The sequence below is a fragment of the Mesorhizobium sp. M1182 genome, assembly GCF_040318335.1.
Classification (GTDB): Bacteria; Pseudomonadota; Alphaproteobacteria; order Rhizobiales; family Rhizobiaceae; genus Mesorhizobium.
In genome coordinates this window covers 1-15,752 of the sequence record NZ_JAMYMD010000019.1, presented here as the reverse complement: position 1 = coordinate 15,752, position 15,752 = coordinate 1, and the positions used below count along the sequence as shown (strand labels likewise).

Sequence of the window (15,752 nt, the reverse complement as noted above, 5' to 3'; positions counted from 1 at the left end):
TCGACGGCCCTGAAAGAGGAGACGCCATGATGATTTCGCGGCGTACGACGCTGCGCTTGGCGGCTCTGGCGGCCATCCTCGCCTCAAGGCCGGTTGCTGTCTTTGCGGCCGCTAAGGTCCGAATTGGTGTCCTGAAGTTCGGCACCGTGAGCTGGGAACTCGATACGCTGAAACGCCACAAGCTCGACGAGGCCAACAGGATCGATCTGGAGATTGTCTACTTCGCCGGGGAGGATGCGACCAACGTCGCGCTGCTGGCCGGCGCGATCGACATGATCGTGACCGACTGGCTGTGGGTCTCGCGCCAGCGCTCCGAGGGCGGCGACCTTACATTGGCCCCTTATTCGACCGCCGTGGGGGCAATCATGGTGAAGCAGGAATCGCCGATCGGGACGCTCGCCGACCTCAAAGGAAAGAAAATCGGTGTCGCCGGCGGCCCGCTCGACAAGAGCTGGCTACTGGTCCAGGCGCTGGCCAGACGCGAGCACGGCCTCGACCTGCCGACAGCCTGTGACGTCGTCTTTGGCGCGCCGCCGCTGATTTCTGAAAAGGCGATGCAAGGCGAACTCGATGCCGTGCTCAATTTCTGGCATTTCTGCGCCCGGCTCGAGGCCAATGGCTTTCGCCGGTTGATCGGTGCGGATGACGCGACGAAAGCGCTTGGTGCCTCGGGCCCCGTGTCGGCGCTCGGCTACGTCTTCCACGACCAATGGGCGAGCGACAATCCGGATGCCGCCCGGGGCTTCGTCAAGGCATCCAAGCAGGCCAAGGACTTGCTGGCCAAATCCGATGATGAATGGCTGCGCCTGGCGCCGCTCATTCGCGCAGAAGGCAAGGAGCTGGAAAAACTGCGCGACCGCTATCGCCAGGGCATCCCCAGACGGCCGGTCGCCGAAGAAGCGGTCGATGCGGGCAAACTCTATCACGTGCTGGCCGCGATAGGCGGCGAGAAGCTGGTTGGCAGGGCGCCCGAGATGGCGCCCGGCACGTTCTGGCCGGAACTCGCGAAATGACCGCAACGGAAGACAAGTCGCGTCGATCCGGCTTTGCGACGGCGCTGACGCCAGCGCTGACGGTAACGGTTTCCCTGCTGGGACTTTGCCTGCTGTGGAGCCTCGCGGCCAATCTGTGGCAAAGCCGAGCTTTGCCCTCACCAGGGCAGGTCTGGCAGGTGCTGCTCAGGGAAGCGGCGAGCGGCGACCTTTTTTATCACCTTGGCGCGACACTCGGACGGGTTGCTGCGGCGTACGTCGTCGCAATGATTATCGGCTCGGTCATCGGCGTCATCCTCGGGAGCCACCGCGGTGTGGACCGGTTCTTCAGTCCATGGGTGGTCCTGTTTCTCAACATTCCCGCGCTGGTGGTCATCGTGCTCGCCTATATCTGGTTCGGCCTCAACGAGGCGGCGGCGATTGGCGCAGTTGCCGTGAACAAGATCCCGAATGTCGTGGTGACGATGCGCGAAGGCGCCAGGGCGTTTGATCCGCGTTATGCCGAAATGGCCGCCGTCTACCGCTTCGGCCCACTCGAGCGCATCCGCCATGTCCTGCTGCCGCAACTGCAGCCCTATTTTGCCGCGGCCTCGCGGTCCGGCATCGCCCTCATCTGGAAGATCGTCCTGGCGGTCGAACTGCTCGGCCGCTCCAATGGCGTCGGTTTCCAGATCTATCTCTATTTCCAGCTCTTCGACGTCGCCGCCATTCTCGCCTACACGCTGGCTTTCGTGGCGGTGATGCTTGTCATCGAACTTCTCCTGGTGCAGCCCATTGAACGACATGCAACCCGTTGGCGCCGCCGTCCCGCTTAGGGTCGATATCGCCGAAAAGACCTTCAGGTCCGCGCAAGGCGTCTCGATCACGGCGCTCCAGGGTCTGTCCTTCGAGGTCCGGCAGGGCGAATTCGCTTGCCTGCTTGGGCCGTCGGGCTGCGGCAAGACCACGACGTTGCGCATCCTGCTTGGACTGGACAAAGACTTTTCCGGCTCTTTCCAACTGCCGCAAGGCGGCTCGAACCGCATCGCCGCCGTGTTCCAGGAGCCTACTTTGCTGCCATGGCGGACGGTGGAGCAGAATGTCAGGCTGGCGCTGCCGAAAAGCCTAAGAGCGAAGAGTCTCGACGAGCTGTTTGACACTCTCGGTCTCGCCGGCATGCGCTCGCTCTATCCGGCGGAGCTTTCGCTCGGCCTTGCGCGCAGGGCAGCGCTGGCCAGGGCTTTCGCCACCGAACCGGCGGTGCTTTTCCTGGACGAACCCTTTGCCTCCCTCGACGAACAGACCGCCGAGCGGCTTCGGCAATTGCTTTTGACCGTCTGGTCAGCGCGACCTACGACCGCCTTGATGGTCACGCACAATCTGCGCGAGGCACTGATGCTGTCGGACCGCATCATCGTGCTTGCGCAGCGCCCAGCCCACGTGCTCGGCATGTTCGACGTAAGAGTGCCGCGACAACATCGCAATCCACAGGTGATGAGCGACCTTTTGCGGTCATTCCAGCAAAAATTTCCGGGTGTGGCCTGATCGCCTTACGGCTCGAACGCGGATTGCAAGGTATTTCGCAGCCAATGGCCATAGAAACGGCGGGACTGTGAGGCGCACGGCCACGCGTGCCTGTTCCGCCTGACTAAAAGCAACGTACGTCGGCTTCGGCCTGCGCGCGTTTCAGTTCCGTGCGCGCCGCCTTCGCTGGCGCGCTTTCGCGAAACAACCCTGCCGCCTCCCCTGTCGTCAGCGACATGCTTTTGAAGGTCTCCGCCCTCTCATAGTGATCGTAAGGAAGGATCGAGGCGATAACATCGATCGAGCAGGAACAGCTTTCAAGCGCCTGACGTGTCTGGCCATTTGTTTGCATGCAGCCGAGCACGTAGTCGGCAATCGTTGCCGTCGGGTAGTCTCCCGCGGCGTTGGCCAAGTTGGCAAAAGCCAGCGTCGCCGCAAAGGCCACCGGCAAGGTGAGAGATCCAACAGACCTTATCATGAGGAACCTCCAGTTGGCCTGGACACCATGCATCCAGACGGGGTCATCGCTCCAATTGGCGACGTGCCGCAAAGCCAGTCAAGCTCCCATGGCCTGCGTATAGGACCAAAGGAGGAATGCCCTATCGACCGACAAGAGCCCGCTTCATGACCCGCTGCGCACCCTCCTTCATACGTTCATTTCATGCTTCGCTCACTATCGGCAACGAGCGAGACGCCCGCATACTTACTCGTAAGTGCCCTGCAGAATATATCGAAATAAAGTCAAATGTGTATCACCTCGAGAATACGCGAACAATATGTTTGCTATATATATCGCGGCTGGCGGTCATCCTCTTATTAGTTCTTCACGCGGCGCTTATTTTAATTGTTTCTAGATATTGCATCGCACCATATAGATATTGCAGCGCAGCGACCCATTGTAGGTTTTTGCTTGCCTGGCCTTTTACGATGACATAGCTTTTTCCTGTTTCCGGCTTCAAGAGCGCCACCGTCATCAGGGAGCGGCGGCAGTCTTTCGAAGACCAAGGGGGGCGGGCGGTAACGGTGCCCTCTGCTTCGGGGTAGGTCGTGACAGCTGCCGGAAAATAACTTCCCAACATGAATTGCTTGGGCAAGCCCTTGTGGGGCTTGACGGTCGATTCTTCACTGCGAACCCGGGAGGATTTTGGATGCGTGTACTTGCGAAAACTACTTACATTCTGACGACCGCGGCGTTTTTATCGCTCGGCGCTGCCTATACGGCTTCGGCCAATGAAGACCTTGCAAAGCTCGCATCGGATGCGAAGAACTGGGCGATGCAGACGGGTGACTACGCCAACACCCGCTATTCCAAACTCAACCAGATCACTGCCGACAATGTGAAGAACCTGCAGGTCAAATGGAGCTTTTCCACCGGCGTGCTGCGCGGTCACGAAGGCGGGCCGCTGGTCATCGGCGACGTGATGTATGTCCACACGCCTTTCCCAAACAACGTCTATGCTCTGGACCTCAAGAATGACGGCAAGATCCTGTGGAAATACGAGCCCAAGCAGGACACGAACGTCATTCCGATCATGTGCTGCGACACAGTCAATCGCGGTGTTGCCTATGGCGACGGCAAGATCATTCTCAACCAGGCCGACACCACCGTCGTCGCGCTCGATGCCAAGACCGGTAAGGTCGTCTGGTCTGTCAAGAACGGAGACCAGACCGACGGCGGAAAGGGCGAATCCGGCACGTCGGCACCCGTAGTCATCAAGGACAAGGTGCTCGTGGGCGTCTCCGGTGCTGAATTCGGTGTTCGCGGCTGGCTGGCCGCCTACAATCTGAAAGACGGCAAGCTCGCCTGGAAAGCCTATTCGGAAGGTCCTGACGCAGACACCCTTCTCGATCCCGAGAAGACGACCCATCTCGGCAAGCCTGTCGGAAAGGATTCCGGCACGAACACCTGGGAAGGCGAACAGTGGAAGACGGGCGGCGGCACGACATGGGGATGGTATTCCTATGATCCCAAGCTGAACCTGGTCTATTACGGCACCGGTAATCCCTCGACCTGGAACCCGGTCCAGCGCCCAGGCGACAATCGCTGGTCCATGACAATCATGGCTCGCGATGCGGATACCGGTGTTGCCAAATGGCTCTACCAAATGACCCCGCATGATGAGTGGGACTATGACGGCATCAACGAGATGATTCTCGTCGATGGCATGGAGGTCAACGGCGCCAAGCACGACGTGCTGGTGCATTTCGACCGCAACGGCTTTGCCTACACAATGGATCGCGCCACCGGCGAACTTCTCGTCGCCAAGAAATACGATCCGGCAGTGAACTGGGCGACGGAAGTCAACATGGATCCCAAGAGCGACCAGTATGGCCGCCCGCAGGTCGTGGCCAAGTATTCGACCCAGCAGAACGGCGAAGACAACAACTCGACCGGTATCTGCCCGGCCGCGCTTGGAACCAAGGACCAGCAGCCGGCCGCCTACTCGCCGAAGACCGGGTTGTTCTACGTGCCGACCAACCATGTCTGCATGGACTATGAGCCTTACAAAGTGAGCTACACCGCCGGTCAGCCCTATGTGGGCGCCACCGTGTCGATGTATGCGGCGCCCGGCGGTGACGGTAACATGGGCAACTTCATTGCCTGGGATGCAGCCAAGGGTGAGATCGTCTGGTCGAAGCCCGAGCAGTTCTCGGTGTGGTCGGGCGCATTGGCGACAGATGGCGACGTCGTCTTCTACGGTACCCTCGAAGGCTACATCAAGGCGGTCGATAAGGACGGCAAGGAACTCTACAAGTTCAAGACCCCGTCCGGCATCATCGGCAACATCACGACCTACGAGCATGACGGCAAGCAGTACGTCGCCGTTCTGTCCGGCGTCGGTGGATGGGCCGGTATCGGTCTGGCAGGTGGGCTGCTTTCGCCCGACAACGCCGCCGCCTGGCATGGCGCCGTTGATCAGGGCCGTGCGCAGGGCGATCAGGCCGCGGTCGTTGGAACCGCCGGTCTGGGTGCCGTCGGCGGTTATGCGGCACTTGCCGACTATACGACGCTGGGCGGCCAGCTCACCGTCTTCGGCCTCCCGGACTGATAACCGGCAAGAGCCTCACGGCTAGGTTCGAAAACGAGAGCCCGGGTCACCCCGAAGCCGGGAACCGGGCTCTCGATTGCGCCGCGCACCCAACTCCGATCAATGCCGCTGCACGACGGCAGCCAGGGTTTCTGGCAAACGAAGGAAGAGCCTGAATGATCGTTCGCATTGCAGTTTCCGCTCTCGCCCTGGTCCTGCTGCCTCTGGCCAGCTCAAGTCTGGTACGGGCCGAAGACAGCATGGAGAAAGCCAAGGCGGTGAAGCAAGAAGGAGGCAAATATTTAGATGCGGACGGAAATCCGACCTACAAGATCGAAAACGGAACCGTCGATTGGTACACCTTTAGCGGGTACCGCCGGTATCACTCAGATTGCCATGTCTGTCACGGACAGGACGCCACAGGTTCGAGCTATGCGCCTGCCCTGGCTAATAGCCTGAAGACCATGGATTACGCCACGTTCCTGTCGATCGTCGCCGAGGGCCGCAAGAATGTCGGCGGCGGCAAGGAAAACGTCATGCCCGCCTTTGGCGACAACAAGAACGTCTATTGTTACCTGGACGATCTCTACGTCTATCTGCGCGCGCGCGCCGATGGCGCGGCACCCCGCGGCAGGCCGCCCAAGCACGAAAACAAGGCTCAGGCAGCCAAGGATGCCGAAGCATCCTGCATGGGTGGATGATATGACCGGCTGCACTGCATCGAAGCTGCGTGTCGTTCTGCCGATCCTCGGCGCGCTCGCCTTGCTGCCGTCGAATGTTCTGGCGCAAAATGCCGGGCTTGGCGCTGCGGGCGAACTGGTCGATCCCGACATTCTGCGCGTCTGCGCAGATCCCTCGAACATGCCCTTTACCGACAAGAACGGCCAAGGCTTCGAAAACAAGCTGGCTGAACTGGTTGCCAAGAAGACGGGGCGGAAATCAGTCGCTTACACGTGGTTTCCCACTGTCACCGGCTTTGTGCGCAATACGCTGGGGGCCAATCGATGCGACATCATCATGGGCTACGCCCAAGGCGATGAACTGGTGCAGAACACCAACGCCTACTACCGCTCCGCCTATGTGCTCGTATACCCCAAAGGCAACGGCATGGAAGGCATCGAGACGATCGAAGACCCGAAACTTTCCGGCAAGAGAATCGGCGTCGTCGAAAGCACGCCGCCAACCGCCAACATGGCCGCCAACAAGCTTCTGCGGACCGCCAAGATCTACCCGCTGGCGGTGGATACGCGCGTCACCCCTTCCATGGGGGAGGTCATGATCAAGGACATGCTCGCCGGCAAGATCGACGCGGCGGTCCTGTGGGGGCCGATGGCGGGCTACTATGCCAGGGAACTCGGAGCCGATGTCACCATTGTTCCGCTGTTGAAGGAAAAAACCGGCTCGCGCATGTCCTACCGCATTACCATGGGTGTACGTCCGTCCGACCAGGAATGGAAACGGACGCTAAACCGGGTGATCAGGGAAAACCAGGCGGAGATCACCAAGCTCCTGCTGGGTTACAATGTGCCGCTGATCGACGAGCACGACAATCCGATTACGCAATAGTTGGGATGGGTCAGGAGGAGGAAAAACCTATGCGATGAACAATTGAAGAGAAGACTACAGCTACTTTCGATACTTTTTTGTTTTTCGGTCTTTCAAAACCTTGCGTTCATTTGTCCATTTTGAGAACGTGATGGACGAGCCATTGCTTCGGTGCCCTGCAATGGTTGGCTAACCACCAGATCGGCCCCTTCGGGCTGGTAGAAGAGGAGAAATGTTATGAAGAAGAGCTGGACAAAACCGACCATGTGCCAGGTTGCTGCGGGCTTTGAAATTTCGCGCTATCTGCCTGCTGAAATTACTCCCAAGAAGTAGGCCGCAGAGGTGCGTGTCCCTGGCAACAGGGGCACGCATCCCCTTGCCGTATGGGATTTTCGTGAAAGAGTTTGAGGCGCGCAAAGCGGGCGGGCCGTTTTTTGCGGCTGCAAATTGGCTGCTGGTCAGAGAAGCCGCGGGGCGGGCGTTTTCATGCGCTTGAGAATCATCGGATCGGCGGCCGGCGGCGGCTTTCCGCAATGGAACTGCAATTATCGTCTGAGCCGTGCGGCTCGCACCGGGGTAGCTGGCGTGCATTCACGAAGCCAATCGAGTGTCGCCGCGTCGGCGGATGGACTCGGCTGGGTTCTGTTCAACGCTTCGCCCGACATTCGCCAGCAGATCGCGGCAACGCCTGAATTGCAGCCCGGGCACGATGCGCCGCTGCGCTCGACACCTATTCGCGCGGTGGTGCTGACCAATGCCGATGTCGATCATGTCGCCGGCCTGCTCAGCCTGCGTGAGCGGCAGCCTTTCGCTATCTATGCAACGACACAGGTTCTGGTTACGCTGAAGGAGAATTCGATTTTCAATGTCCTCGATCCGGCGCTCGTGCCGCGACGCATCTTGCCGCCGGCGCAAGAGCTGTCGATCTGCGACGCAGACGGCCACGACACCGGGGTGGCTGTCGAGAGCTTTCCCGTGCCCGGGAAGATAGCCCTCTATCTCGAAGAAAGAGGCCAGCCGGATGCCAATTTCAGCTCCGATGCCGGCGACACGATCGGCGTCCGTATCGCCGGAGCCGGCAGTCGCGGCTCCGTCTTCTACATCCCCGGCTGCGCGCGCATCGATGCGACCCTGCGCACGCGCCTGGCCGATGCCGCATGCCTTCTGTTCGACGGCACGGTCTTCACCGACGACGAGATGATTGCTGCCGGCGTCGGCCAAAAGACCGGTGCACGCATGGGGCATCTGGCAATGTCGGGAGACGCGGGGTCGATCGCCGGCTTGGCCGATGTGAGGATCGGCCGCCGTGTCTTCGTCCACATCAACAACACCAATCCTGTTCTGGACGAGAATTCTGCCGAGCATGCAGCCGTCGAAGCGGCTGGCTGGGAAGTGGCCTGCGACGGGATGGAGATGGAACTTTGAGTGATTTCCACGACGCGGCCAGCAACGGCCTGTCCTCCAGAGAGCTCGAAGCCGTGCTGCGGCAGGTCGGTGCCGAGCGCTATCACAACCGCCATCCTTTCCATCACAGGATGACCAGCGGTGCGCTGTCGAGGACCGAGATGCAGGCCTGGGCGCTGAACCGCTATTGCTATCAGGCGGTCATTCCGCGCAAGGACGCCATGATCCTCGCGCATGCCGAGGATCCGGCGTTTCGCGCCGCCTGGCGCAAACGCATCGAGGATCATGACGGCGAGGACGGCTGGAGCGGCGGTATTGCGCGCTGGTTGCACCTGGCGACCTCGCTCGGTCTCGATGCCGACGCGGTGAAGAGCGAGAGGCTGGCCCTGCCGGCCACACGTTTTGCGGTTGGCGCTTACCTCTCCTTTTGCACGAACCGGACCCTGCTGGAGGCGGTCGCGTCGTCGCTGACCGAGATGTTCTCGCCGCTCATCATCGGCGAGCGGGTACCCGCGATGCTGGCCAAATACGATTATATCACCGAGGACACGCTGGCCTATTTCACCCGACGGCCCGAACAGGCCTCGCGCGACGCTGACTTCGCCCTCGCCTATGTGCTCGAACATGCCGACGCGGCGGAACGCCAGCAGCACGCGATCGATGCACTGGTGTTCAAATGCGATATACTCTGGGCCATGCTCGACGCGCTTCAACACGCCTATGGCGAGCCGGGCAATATCCCGCCCGGCGCCTTCCGTCCGGAGGCAGCCCAATGATGGCACTGCGCGAAAGAGCCATGGTGTCGCTGCAGTCGGTTCCATCGCTGCCGAAGCACGTGCGCATACAGCATGACCCCGTGCGCCAGGCGTTCGCCGTGCTGTCGCCCGAAAAGGTGTTCTGGCCAAACGACATAAGCCTCGACATATTGCGCCGCTGCGATGGGCGGTCCACGGTCGGCGACATCATTGCCGGCCTTGCCGCAGATTATGATGCCGAACGGGAGGCTGTGGCGGCCGATGTCGTCGCCTTCCTGCAGGAATGGTCGGACAAGCTGCTGGTGAAGCTATGAGCGAGCCCCCTCTCCCTCCGATCGGCATGCTGGCGGAACTGACGCATCGCTGCCCGCTGCAATGCCCCTATTGCTCCAATCCGCTCGAGTTGCTGAAGGCCAATCGCGAACTCGACACGCAGAGCTGGCTCGACTTGTTCTCGCAGGCGGCCGACCTTGGCGTTCTCCAGGTGCATCTGTCCGGCGGTGAACCGACGCTGCGTCGCGATCTCGAGCAATTGATCGCCGGGCTTTCGGCGCGGGGCGTCTACACCAACCTGATCACCGCCGGCGTCGGCATTGCGGATGGCCGCATCGAGGCATTTGCCGAAGCCGGGCTCGACCATCTGCAACTGAGCTTTCAAGGCGCACGGCCGGCGACCACCGAGCGCATCGGCAATCACAGGGGCAGCCACGAAAAGAAGCTGGAAACGGCACGCCGCGCTCGCGCGGCCGGCTTGCCGCTTACCATCAACGCGCCGATCCATCGCCACAATATCGAGGAGGTATCGGAATTCATCGATCTGGCCCTTTCGCTGGGTGCGGAGCGTCTCGAGATCGCCAACGTGCAGTACGCCGGCTGGGCGCTGACCAATCGCGATCAACTCATGCCCGAGCGTGCTGCCGTCGACCGCCAGGCTGAGATCGTCGCGGCGGCGCGCGAACGGCTCACCGGCATCATGAACATAGATTTCGTCACGCCGGATTATTTCGCCATCTATCCCAAACCGTGCATGGGCGGCTGGGCGCGCGACGCCTTCATGGTGACGCCGGACGGCACCGTACTGCCATGCCATGCCGCCCAGACCATCCCGTCGCTCAGTTTCGAGCGTTTTGGAACACGCAGCCTGGCCGCGATCTGGACCGATTCCCCGGCATTTAATGCCTTTCGAGGCACGGACTGGATGCAGGAGCCCTGCCGCAACTGTGAGCGGCGCGAGATCGACTGGGGCGGCTGTCGCTGCCAGGCGATGGCAATCGCCGGCGATGCCGCCGCGACGGACCCGGCTTGCGCGAAATCGCCGATCCATGCGCGCATGGCAATGCTGATCGACGAGGCCCAGCGCGCTGCGACGATTCCTTCGAAGGACGAACCATTCGTCTACCGGCGCATCGGCGTCGTCACCGAGCCCGCCTGACTGCCGACCTATTCCTACGGCCTAGCCTCGTGAAAGCCGTTCGGCATGCCACGTCATATGGTCATGCATGAATGTCGAAATGAAAAAATAGGAGTGATCGTATTCGTCCTGCATCCGCAATTTCAACGGAATGCCTGCCTTGGAGCAGGCGTCTTCGAGCAGCCAAGGCCTGAGGCCCTCCTGGAGGAAACCGTCTGACGTTCCCTGATCGACCAGGAATTCCGGGAAACGGTGTCCATCCTCGATGAGCGAAGTGGCGTCGTAGCGCCGCCACGAGGCCTCATCCAGGCCGAGATATTTTTCGAAAGCCGGCTTCGACCAGCCGGCTGTGCTTGGCTGCACGATCGGCGCAAAGGCCGAGCAACTTCTGAAACGCGCGGGATTGTTCAGTGCGATCGTCAGCGCGCCATGCCCGCCCATTGAATGACCTAAGATCGACTGGCGCGCCATATCGGCGGGAAATTCGCGCCCGATCAAGGCTGGCAGCTCCTCGACGATATAGGAATACATGCGATAGTTCTTGGCATACGGCTCTTGCGTCGCGTCGAGGTAGAAACCGGCGCCGCTGCCGAACTGCCAATTGTCCTTTTCATCCGGAATGTCGACACCACGCGGGCTGGTGTCGGGGCAGACGACGATCAGGCCAAGTTCGGCGGCAATACGTCTGTATTCACCTTTTTCCATCACATTTGCATGGGTGCAGGTGAGTCCGGAGAGGTACCAGACCACGGGGCAACGGCTTTCCCGTGCCTGCGGAGGCACGAAAATGGCAAACGTCATTTCGCACGAGCAGCTCGTCGAAAGATGAGAGTAAACATGCTGGGCGCCGCCATGCGACTTGGCAGTCGAGACGAGTTTCAGGTGCTCTGGCATATATTCTTCTCCACCAATTTTAACCGCCGACCGTAGGCTCTACGACATCAAGGGTGATCGCGGCAACCTTGGTGGGCCGGCTGGCGCGCGGGGCTCTTGATCGGAGCCGGGATGGCCTGCCTTCGCCGACCGTCTTGGCGCAGCAAGGCGCGAGAGGCCACTCGCTGGCGCAGCGTTGCCAGCAAGCCATATGGGCCAGGCTGGGCGATTGTTGGCGATGCCGGCTATAACAACGACGCAGTCACTGCGCAGGCATCGGCGATGCTTCCGGGAAGCCGAGCCCTGCGCAAATGCGGCTTGACGTCCAGTACTTGCCAAACCTGGTCAGCGGCGGTTTCGCAACCCACCGATCGACTTTTGCCCCGCGGAAACTGCCGGCCGGTTGACGACAACCATTCGCGGTGTTCAGCAACGCCCGGATCGCCGCGGCAAATTTTCGCGCTCTGTCTGGTACTGCCGGGCCAGAACCCTGGGAACTCGCACAAGGCCTTCACGCTCACGGCCACGATGTCCGCTTTGGCCAGCAGGTCGACAGCAATGGCCGCCTGCCCCTCATCATCGGCGACATAGGCGCGCAGCAGCACATTCGTGTCGGCCGCAACCCTCATTCCTCGCCGGACCCGGCCACAGCGCCCGCTTCCGCCATCGCCTCGTTGATCTCCTCGATGCTGAGCACCCGGCCGTTCGTCTTGCCTCTGAGGAAGCCGTGGAGGTCCCGGAACGACCCCTTCGCCCGTGCAGCCCTCAATTCCGCCCGACCGTCGGGCAGCAGATCAAGCTCGATTTTCTCGCCCAGTTTGATGCCCAGATGTTGCAGCACGTCCTTGCGGAACGTCACCTGTCCCCTTGTCGTCACTGTCAACGTTGTCATGTTAAACATTCCTGTTCATCGCGATAAGACAATGCAAATCTGCATTATTATCAATGCAGATGGTCGGGGCCAAGCTTGGCGTCCATGCGGCGACTGAATCGCGACCAGCGCTCTGCCAGAGTGAAGTCGGCAAACATCACCTGGAGGTCAGCATGCAAGCCAACACCGCGGCCGCTATCCGCGTCGATCTTGCCTCAATGTTTGTCTCGTTAGAGCTGTCTCGTTCAAAATGGCTCGTCAATTCGCTTCGGCTGGTGCCGGGAATGGCGCGACCGCCGCCGGGAAGCGAGGGAAGACAGCGTCAAGTTCGATTAACCAGAGATCAACAAGAACAAGCCATCGCCGCATAGGCGTCTGCCTGCGTGGGTATGGACGGATTCACTCATGCGCAATATGAATCATGAATGGAGATGAGGCCTGCCCTGGCGCTCACATTTTCGCCGTGTCGCTAAGGCAGGTGACGCTCGTTCAATGACGCTGCGCAGGGCGGATTGGCCTTCTGGTCTAACGCCGCCCGCAGAAGTGTCGATATCAGGGGATCTGGTCAATGACCGACAACAAGCCAGAGGTTACCAAGGATTGGCAAGCGACGCAGGGCCAGAAGTCCTCTGCCACGCGTCTTCGCCTTTTCGCCGCACTCTCGTGGATCGTCGCCATTGGCGGCGAGATCTACGGAATTATGCTGCTTCGCCAGAACAAGTTCGACCAGGGACACCTGCCGCTGGTCATCGGCCTTCTGGTCGGCATCGCGATTTTCGCAATCGCCGGCAACTTGCTATGGAAGGCGGCCAACAGGCACGATCCGGCTCGTGCATCCGACGCAGCCAGGTTCTTCTTCCAAAACCAGCTCGGCGCAATCATCACACTGATTGCCTTCCTCCCGCTGGTTTTCCTGATCCTCACCGACAAAAACATGGATCCGCGGACCAAGAAGGTTGCCGGCGGCGTCGGCGCCGCGCTGGCCGTGCTCGCGACAGTCATGGGGATCAGTTTCAAACCCCCGTCGGTCGAACAGTACACCCAGGATATGAACGCATGCGCAGCCCAGATCAAGTCGGGGCAGCCCACCACCGCCTGTTCGCCCGATGTCGCCGCTCAGGCGCAGGCGATCGCGACGGACACCGCCGCCGTGGCGGCGGCGACGCGGGACGCGAGCCACCCCGCCGGTCAGGATGTCGTCTACTGGATCGCGCCCGAGAACGGAGCCGCGAAGTCCACCGAGCCGCATGTTTTCCACCTCTGCGCAGGCGTGAGCCCGCTGAAGGACAAGACTGTGAATAGTGGCTCCGTGACGGAGGCCTACGCACAGAACGCCGTCCGCATCACGAAGCAGATCGATATGGAACAGAAGCAGTGCGGGTTCACCGCCACAACCAGCACCAACTGAACCCGTTTGCACTCGATCGGGTCCAGCCGTTGGTCTTGTCGAGAAGGATGGCGCGTAAGCGCAGGCTCAGTATTGACTCGCCGAAGCAACGCCAAATGCCGGGATCGCCCGGCTGGCCAATATTGTCCAGCTGCAAACTTATCCCCGGCGGGCAATGACCTGGCGTCTTACGCACGGCAGCTTCCGGCCTGAGCGCTTCGAATGAAGAATGACGTTAATGAAGCGCATAGCCGCCGGCAGCATTATGGGCGGGAAGCGAACCGGGAACTTCTTGCGTTCACCTGGTGGGCCGCATCGACCAGAAGCGGATTGGGCAAGCGTTCCATGGCATGTAGCGTCGGGTGTCGCGCACCTGCTGGACCCCTGTTGATGACTGGCCGATGCCGGTCTTCTGGCTTGGAGGCTGGGGAGTGGGGAGTCTCGGGGCGAACGACTATTTCATTCCGCCGAGGGCATTCGGCAGCGGCATGGCCGGCCTTCAAAGTCCTTTGGCCGGGAAGTTCGTACGAATAGTCGGAATCAGGCAACCCCCCTGTTTTCCGAGCTGGATTTTGAAGCTGTGAATGAGCGGCTATGATGAACGCGCCGAGTGCAAGTAAGGTCACGAAGGCCCCTACAATAAGCTTTAGAGGAGACTACGTCGATGACGAACGTGCGCGCCCTTGTCCTTGAACGCCAGCACGAACTCAAGCTGCGTGACATCGATCTGCCACAGACCGTCGGCCCGGGCGAAGTTCGCATCAAGATCCATACGGTGGGCATCTGCGGCTCCGACGTGCACTACTATACGCATGGCCGCATCGGCCCATTCGTGGTCGAAGCGCCGATGGTCTTGGGCCATGAAGCCGCCGGCACCGTCGTCGAAACGGGGGAACGCGTCGAGCATCTGAAGGTCGGCGACCGCGTCTGCATGGAGCCGGGTATCCCCGATCCCAATTCGCGGGCGAGCCGGCTCGGCCTCTACAACATCGATCCAGCGGTCAGGTTCTGGGCAACGCCGCCGATCCACGGCGTGCTGACGCCCTATGTCGTCCACCCCGCCAACTACACTTTCAAACTGCCCGACAATGTCAGCTTCGCCGAAGGCGCCATGGTGGAGCCCTTCGCCGTCGGCATGCAGGCGGCTGCCAAAGCAAAGATCGCGCCGGGCGACACGGCGGTGGTGATTGGCGCAGGGCCGATCGGCACGATGGTGGCGATCGCGGCGCTCGCCGGCGGCTGCGCCCGCGCCCTTGTTGCAGATCTCGCCCAACCCAAGCTCGACATCGCCGGCGGCTATCAAGGCGTTATCCCGGTCAACGTCCGCGACAAGAACCTGGCGGCGGAGGTAAAGCGCCTGACCGATGGCTGGGGCGCCGACGTGGTGTTTGAATGCTCGGGCTCGTCCAAGGCATGGGAGACCCTGCTCGATCTGCCGCGGCCCGGTGGCGCGGTAGTGGTGGTCGGCCTGCCGGTGGCGCCGATCGCATTCGATGTCGCCACCGCCTCGACCAAGGAAGTCCGCATCGAGACTGTGTTCCGATATGCCCACCAATATGAGCGGGCAATCGCGCTGATGGGGTCGGGCCGGGTCGACCTAAAGCCACTCATTTCGGCGACCTTCCCCTTCGAAGATTCCATCAACGCCTTCGACCGCGCAGTCGAAGCCCGGCCGGCGGACGTAAAGCTTCAGATTCTGTTGCCGGATTAAGGCGAGTTCCAAAGCCCCCGGGCTGTCCTCCCGATCTCCTCGATGCGTTGCGTAGGCTTCCGGGCTTGTAGCAAGGGCATTGGCAACCCAGTTTTTGTTGGCATCAACCGAGCCTATCGCCTGAGCGGTTTCTCCTGAAAGGTGGCTTTCAACAACGCGAGCTGGCGCGCAAGCAAGGAGGAACACATGAACTGGGATCAAATCAAGGGAAAATGGACGCAGTTCAAAGGCAAGGCGAAAGAGCAGTGGGGTGACCTCACCGACGATGATC

20 protein-coding genes are annotated in these 15,752 nt (G+C 60.9%); 15 read left to right on the top strand and 5 right to left on the bottom strand.

Annotated elements, in window-relative coordinates; translation table 11 throughout:
- The first annotated feature begins 26 nt into the window (after positions 1-26).
- From NKH33_RS21005 to NKH33_RS20995, 3 genes are read left to right on the top strand one after another with little or no spacing between them, the layout of a single operon-like run.
- Positions 27-1,013 carry an ABC transporter substrate-binding protein gene (locus NKH33_RS21005; protein ID WP_352921262.1) on the top strand — a complete coding sequence of 329 codons (987 nt, stop codon included), beginning with the start codon at positions 27-29 and terminating at the stop codon, positions 1,011-1,013.
- Entirely contained in the window at positions 1,010-1,807 is a 798-nt protein-coding gene (locus tag NKH33_RS21000; protein ID WP_352921260.1) for an ABC transporter permease, read from the top strand. Before NKH33_RS21005 ends, NKH33_RS21000 begins: the two co-directional genes overlap by 4 nt.
- A complete protein-coding gene (locus NKH33_RS20995) occupies positions 1,776-2,516 on the top strand; it encodes an ABC transporter ATP-binding protein (RefSeq protein ID WP_352617382.1) in 741 nt (246 codons plus the stop codon). The genes NKH33_RS21000 and NKH33_RS20995 overlap by 32 nt, the downstream gene beginning before the upstream one ends.
- 103 nt (positions 2,517-2,619) lie before the next feature.
- Here the strand turns inward: NKH33_RS20995 and NKH33_RS20990 are convergent, their stop codons facing one another.
- Positions 2,620-2,973: a hypothetical protein gene (locus tag NKH33_RS20990; protein WP_023678826.1), complete on the bottom strand. Its 354-nt coding sequence runs from the start codon at positions 2,971-2,973 to the stop codon at positions 2,620-2,622.
- 346 nt (positions 2,974-3,319) lie between these two features.
- Entirely contained in the window at positions 3,320-3,574 is a 255-nt protein-coding gene (locus NKH33_RS20985; RefSeq protein ID WP_352921258.1) for a hypothetical protein, read from the bottom strand.
- 195 nt (positions 3,575-3,769) lie between these two features.
- Between NKH33_RS20985 and NKH33_RS20980 the strand changes: the two genes are divergently transcribed.
- From NKH33_RS20980 to pqqE, 8 genes are all read left to right on the top strand, one after another.
- A complete protein-coding gene (locus NKH33_RS20980) occupies positions 3,770-5,545 on the top strand; it encodes a methanol/ethanol family PQQ-dependent dehydrogenase (protein ID WP_502895714.1) in 1,776 nt (591 codons plus the stop codon).
- A 155-nt stretch (positions 5,546-5,700) separates the two neighbouring features.
- Positions 5,701-6,225 carry a c-type cytochrome, methanol metabolism-related gene (locus NKH33_RS20975; protein WP_352474919.1) on the top strand — a complete coding sequence of 175 codons (525 nt, stop codon included), beginning with the start codon at positions 5,701-5,703 and terminating at the stop codon, positions 6,223-6,225.
- A gap of 1 nt (position 6,226) precedes the next feature.
- Positions 6,227-7,090, top strand: coding sequence for a substrate-binding domain-containing protein (locus NKH33_RS20970; protein ID WP_352450664.1), 864 nt, complete (start codon positions 6,227-6,229; stop codon positions 7,088-7,090).
- A gap of 216 nt (positions 7,091-7,306) precedes the next feature.
- Positions 7,307-7,402 (top strand): pyrroloquinoline quinone precursor peptide PqqA, encoded by a 96-nt coding sequence (locus NKH33_RS20965; RefSeq protein ID WP_101918690.1) that lies wholly within the window; start codon positions 7,307-7,309, stop codon positions 7,400-7,402.
- A gap of 153 nt (positions 7,403-7,555) precedes the next feature.
- Complete coding sequence (pqqB, locus tag NKH33_RS20960) at positions 7,556-8,494, top strand: pyrroloquinoline quinone biosynthesis protein PqqB (RefSeq protein ID WP_352921256.1); 939 nt, start codon at positions 7,556-7,558, stop codon at positions 8,492-8,494.
- On the top strand, positions 8,491-9,249 hold the full coding sequence (gene pqqC, locus NKH33_RS20955; RefSeq protein ID WP_352617360.1) for a pyrroloquinoline-quinone synthase PqqC: 759 nt from the start codon (positions 8,491-8,493) through the stop codon (positions 9,247-9,249). Before pqqB ends, pqqC begins: the two co-directional genes overlap by 4 nt.
- Entirely contained in the window at positions 9,246-9,542 is a 297-nt protein-coding gene (gene pqqD, locus NKH33_RS20950; RefSeq protein WP_352541868.1) for a pyrroloquinoline quinone biosynthesis peptide chaperone PqqD, read from the top strand. The genes pqqC and pqqD overlap by 4 nt, the downstream gene beginning before the upstream one ends.
- Positions 9,539-10,660 (top strand): pyrroloquinoline quinone biosynthesis protein PqqE, encoded by a 1,122-nt coding sequence (pqqE, locus tag NKH33_RS20945; RefSeq protein ID WP_352921253.1) that lies wholly within the window; start codon positions 9,539-9,541, stop codon positions 10,658-10,660. Before pqqD ends, pqqE begins: the two co-directional genes overlap by 4 nt.
- Positions 10,661-10,681: 21 nt before the next feature.
- Here pqqE and fghA read toward each other — a convergent pair whose 3' ends face one another.
- The 3 genes from fghA to NKH33_RS20930 all read right to left on the bottom strand — a co-directional run bounded on the left by fghA (position 10,682) and on the right by NKH33_RS20930 (position 12,404).
- Entirely contained in the window at positions 10,682-11,533 is an 852-nt protein-coding gene (gene fghA, locus NKH33_RS20940; protein WP_352921251.1) for an S-formylglutathione hydrolase, read from the bottom strand.
- A gap of 224 nt (positions 11,534-11,757) precedes the next feature.
- The gene (locus tag NKH33_RS20935; RefSeq protein ID WP_352617369.1) at positions 11,758-12,141 is read right to left on the bottom strand and encodes a PIN domain-containing protein; all 384 of its coding nucleotides are present in this window, start codon (positions 12,139-12,141) and stop codon (positions 11,758-11,760) included.
- A complete protein-coding gene (locus NKH33_RS20930; protein WP_352921249.1) occupies positions 12,138-12,404 on the bottom strand; it encodes an AbrB/MazE/SpoVT family DNA-binding domain-containing protein in 267 nt (88 codons plus the stop codon). Before NKH33_RS20930 ends, NKH33_RS20935 begins: the two co-directional genes overlap by 4 nt.
- Positions 12,405-12,556: 152 nt before the next feature.
- Between NKH33_RS20930 and NKH33_RS20925 the strand changes: the two genes are divergently transcribed.
- From NKH33_RS20925 to NKH33_RS20910, 4 genes are all read left to right on the top strand, one after another.
- Positions 12,557-12,754 (top strand): hypothetical protein, encoded by a 198-nt coding sequence (locus NKH33_RS20925; RefSeq protein WP_352617385.1) that lies wholly within the window; start codon positions 12,557-12,559, stop codon positions 12,752-12,754.
- A gap of 197 nt (positions 12,755-12,951) precedes the next feature.
- Complete coding sequence (locus NKH33_RS20920; protein ID WP_352921248.1) at positions 12,952-13,791, top strand: succinate dehydrogenase/fumarate reductase transmembrane subunit; 840 nt, start codon at positions 12,952-12,954, stop codon at positions 13,789-13,791.
- A 643-nt stretch (positions 13,792-14,434) separates the two neighbouring features.
- Entirely contained in the window at positions 14,435-15,481 is a 1,047-nt protein-coding gene (locus NKH33_RS20915) for an NAD(P)-dependent alcohol dehydrogenase (protein WP_352617375.1), read from the top strand.
- A gap of 186 nt (positions 15,482-15,667) precedes the next feature.
- On the top strand, positions 15,668-15,752 hold an 85-nt coding region (locus NKH33_RS20910; RefSeq protein WP_352921340.1), incomplete at its 3' end, for a CsbD family protein.

What these genes read in the sequence shown, in the direction of transcription:
- NKH33_RS21005 (WP_352921262.1), top strand. Translation starts at nt 27, where the DNA reads ATGATGATTTCGCGGCGTACGACGCTGCGCTTGGCGGCTCTGGCGGCC.
- NKH33_RS21000 (WP_352921260.1), top strand. Translation starts at nt 1,010, where the DNA reads ATGACCGCAACGGAAGACAAGTCGCGTCGATCCGGCTTTGCGACGGCG.
- NKH33_RS20995 (WP_352617382.1), top strand. Translation starts at nt 1,776, where the DNA reads ATGCAACCCGTTGGCGCCGCCGTCCCGCTTAGGGTCGATATCGCCGAA.
- NKH33_RS20990 (WP_023678826.1), bottom strand. Translation starts at nt 2,973, where the DNA reads ATGATAAGGTCTGTTGGATCTCTCACCTTGCCGGTGGCCTTTGCGGCG.
- NKH33_RS20985 (WP_352921258.1), bottom strand. Translation starts at nt 3,574, where the DNA reads ATGTTGGGAAGTTATTTTCCGGCAGCTGTCACGACCTACCCCGAAGCA.
- NKH33_RS20980 (WP_502895714.1), top strand. Translation starts at nt 3,770, where the DNA reads ATGCAGACGGGTGACTACGCCAACACCCGCTATTCCAAACTCAACCAG.
- NKH33_RS20975 (WP_352474919.1), top strand. Translation starts at nt 5,701, where the DNA reads ATGATCGTTCGCATTGCAGTTTCCGCTCTCGCCCTGGTCCTGCTGCCT.
- NKH33_RS20970 (WP_352450664.1), top strand. Translation starts at nt 6,227, where the DNA reads ATGACCGGCTGCACTGCATCGAAGCTGCGTGTCGTTCTGCCGATCCTC.
- NKH33_RS20965 (WP_101918690.1), top strand. Translation starts at nt 7,307, where the DNA reads ATGAAGAAGAGCTGGACAAAACCGACCATGTGCCAGGTTGCTGCGGGC.
- pqqB (WP_352921256.1), top strand. Translation starts at nt 7,556, where the DNA reads ATGCGCTTGAGAATCATCGGATCGGCGGCCGGCGGCGGCTTTCCGCAA.
- pqqD (WP_352541868.1), top strand. Translation starts at nt 9,246, where the DNA reads ATGATGGCACTGCGCGAAAGAGCCATGGTGTCGCTGCAGTCGGTTCCA.
- pqqE (WP_352921253.1), top strand. Translation starts at nt 9,539, where the DNA reads ATGAGCGAGCCCCCTCTCCCTCCGATCGGCATGCTGGCGGAACTGACG.
- fghA (WP_352921251.1), bottom strand. Translation starts at nt 11,533, where the DNA reads ATGCCAGAGCACCTGAAACTCGTCTCGACTGCCAAGTCGCATGGCGGC.
- NKH33_RS20935 (WP_352617369.1), bottom strand. Translation starts at nt 12,141, where the DNA reads ATGAGGGTTGCGGCCGACACGAATGTGCTGCTGCGCGCCTATGTCGCC.
- NKH33_RS20930 (WP_352921249.1), bottom strand. Translation starts at nt 12,404, where the DNA reads ATGACAACGTTGACAGTGACGACAAGGGGACAGGTGACGTTCCGCAAG.
- NKH33_RS20925 (WP_352617385.1), top strand. Translation starts at nt 12,557, where the DNA reads ATGCAAGCCAACACCGCGGCCGCTATCCGCGTCGATCTTGCCTCAATG.
- NKH33_RS20920 (WP_352921248.1), top strand. Translation starts at nt 12,952, where the DNA reads ATGACCGACAACAAGCCAGAGGTTACCAAGGATTGGCAAGCGACGCAG.
- NKH33_RS20915 (WP_352617375.1), top strand. Translation starts at nt 14,435, where the DNA reads ATGACGAACGTGCGCGCCCTTGTCCTTGAACGCCAGCACGAACTCAAG.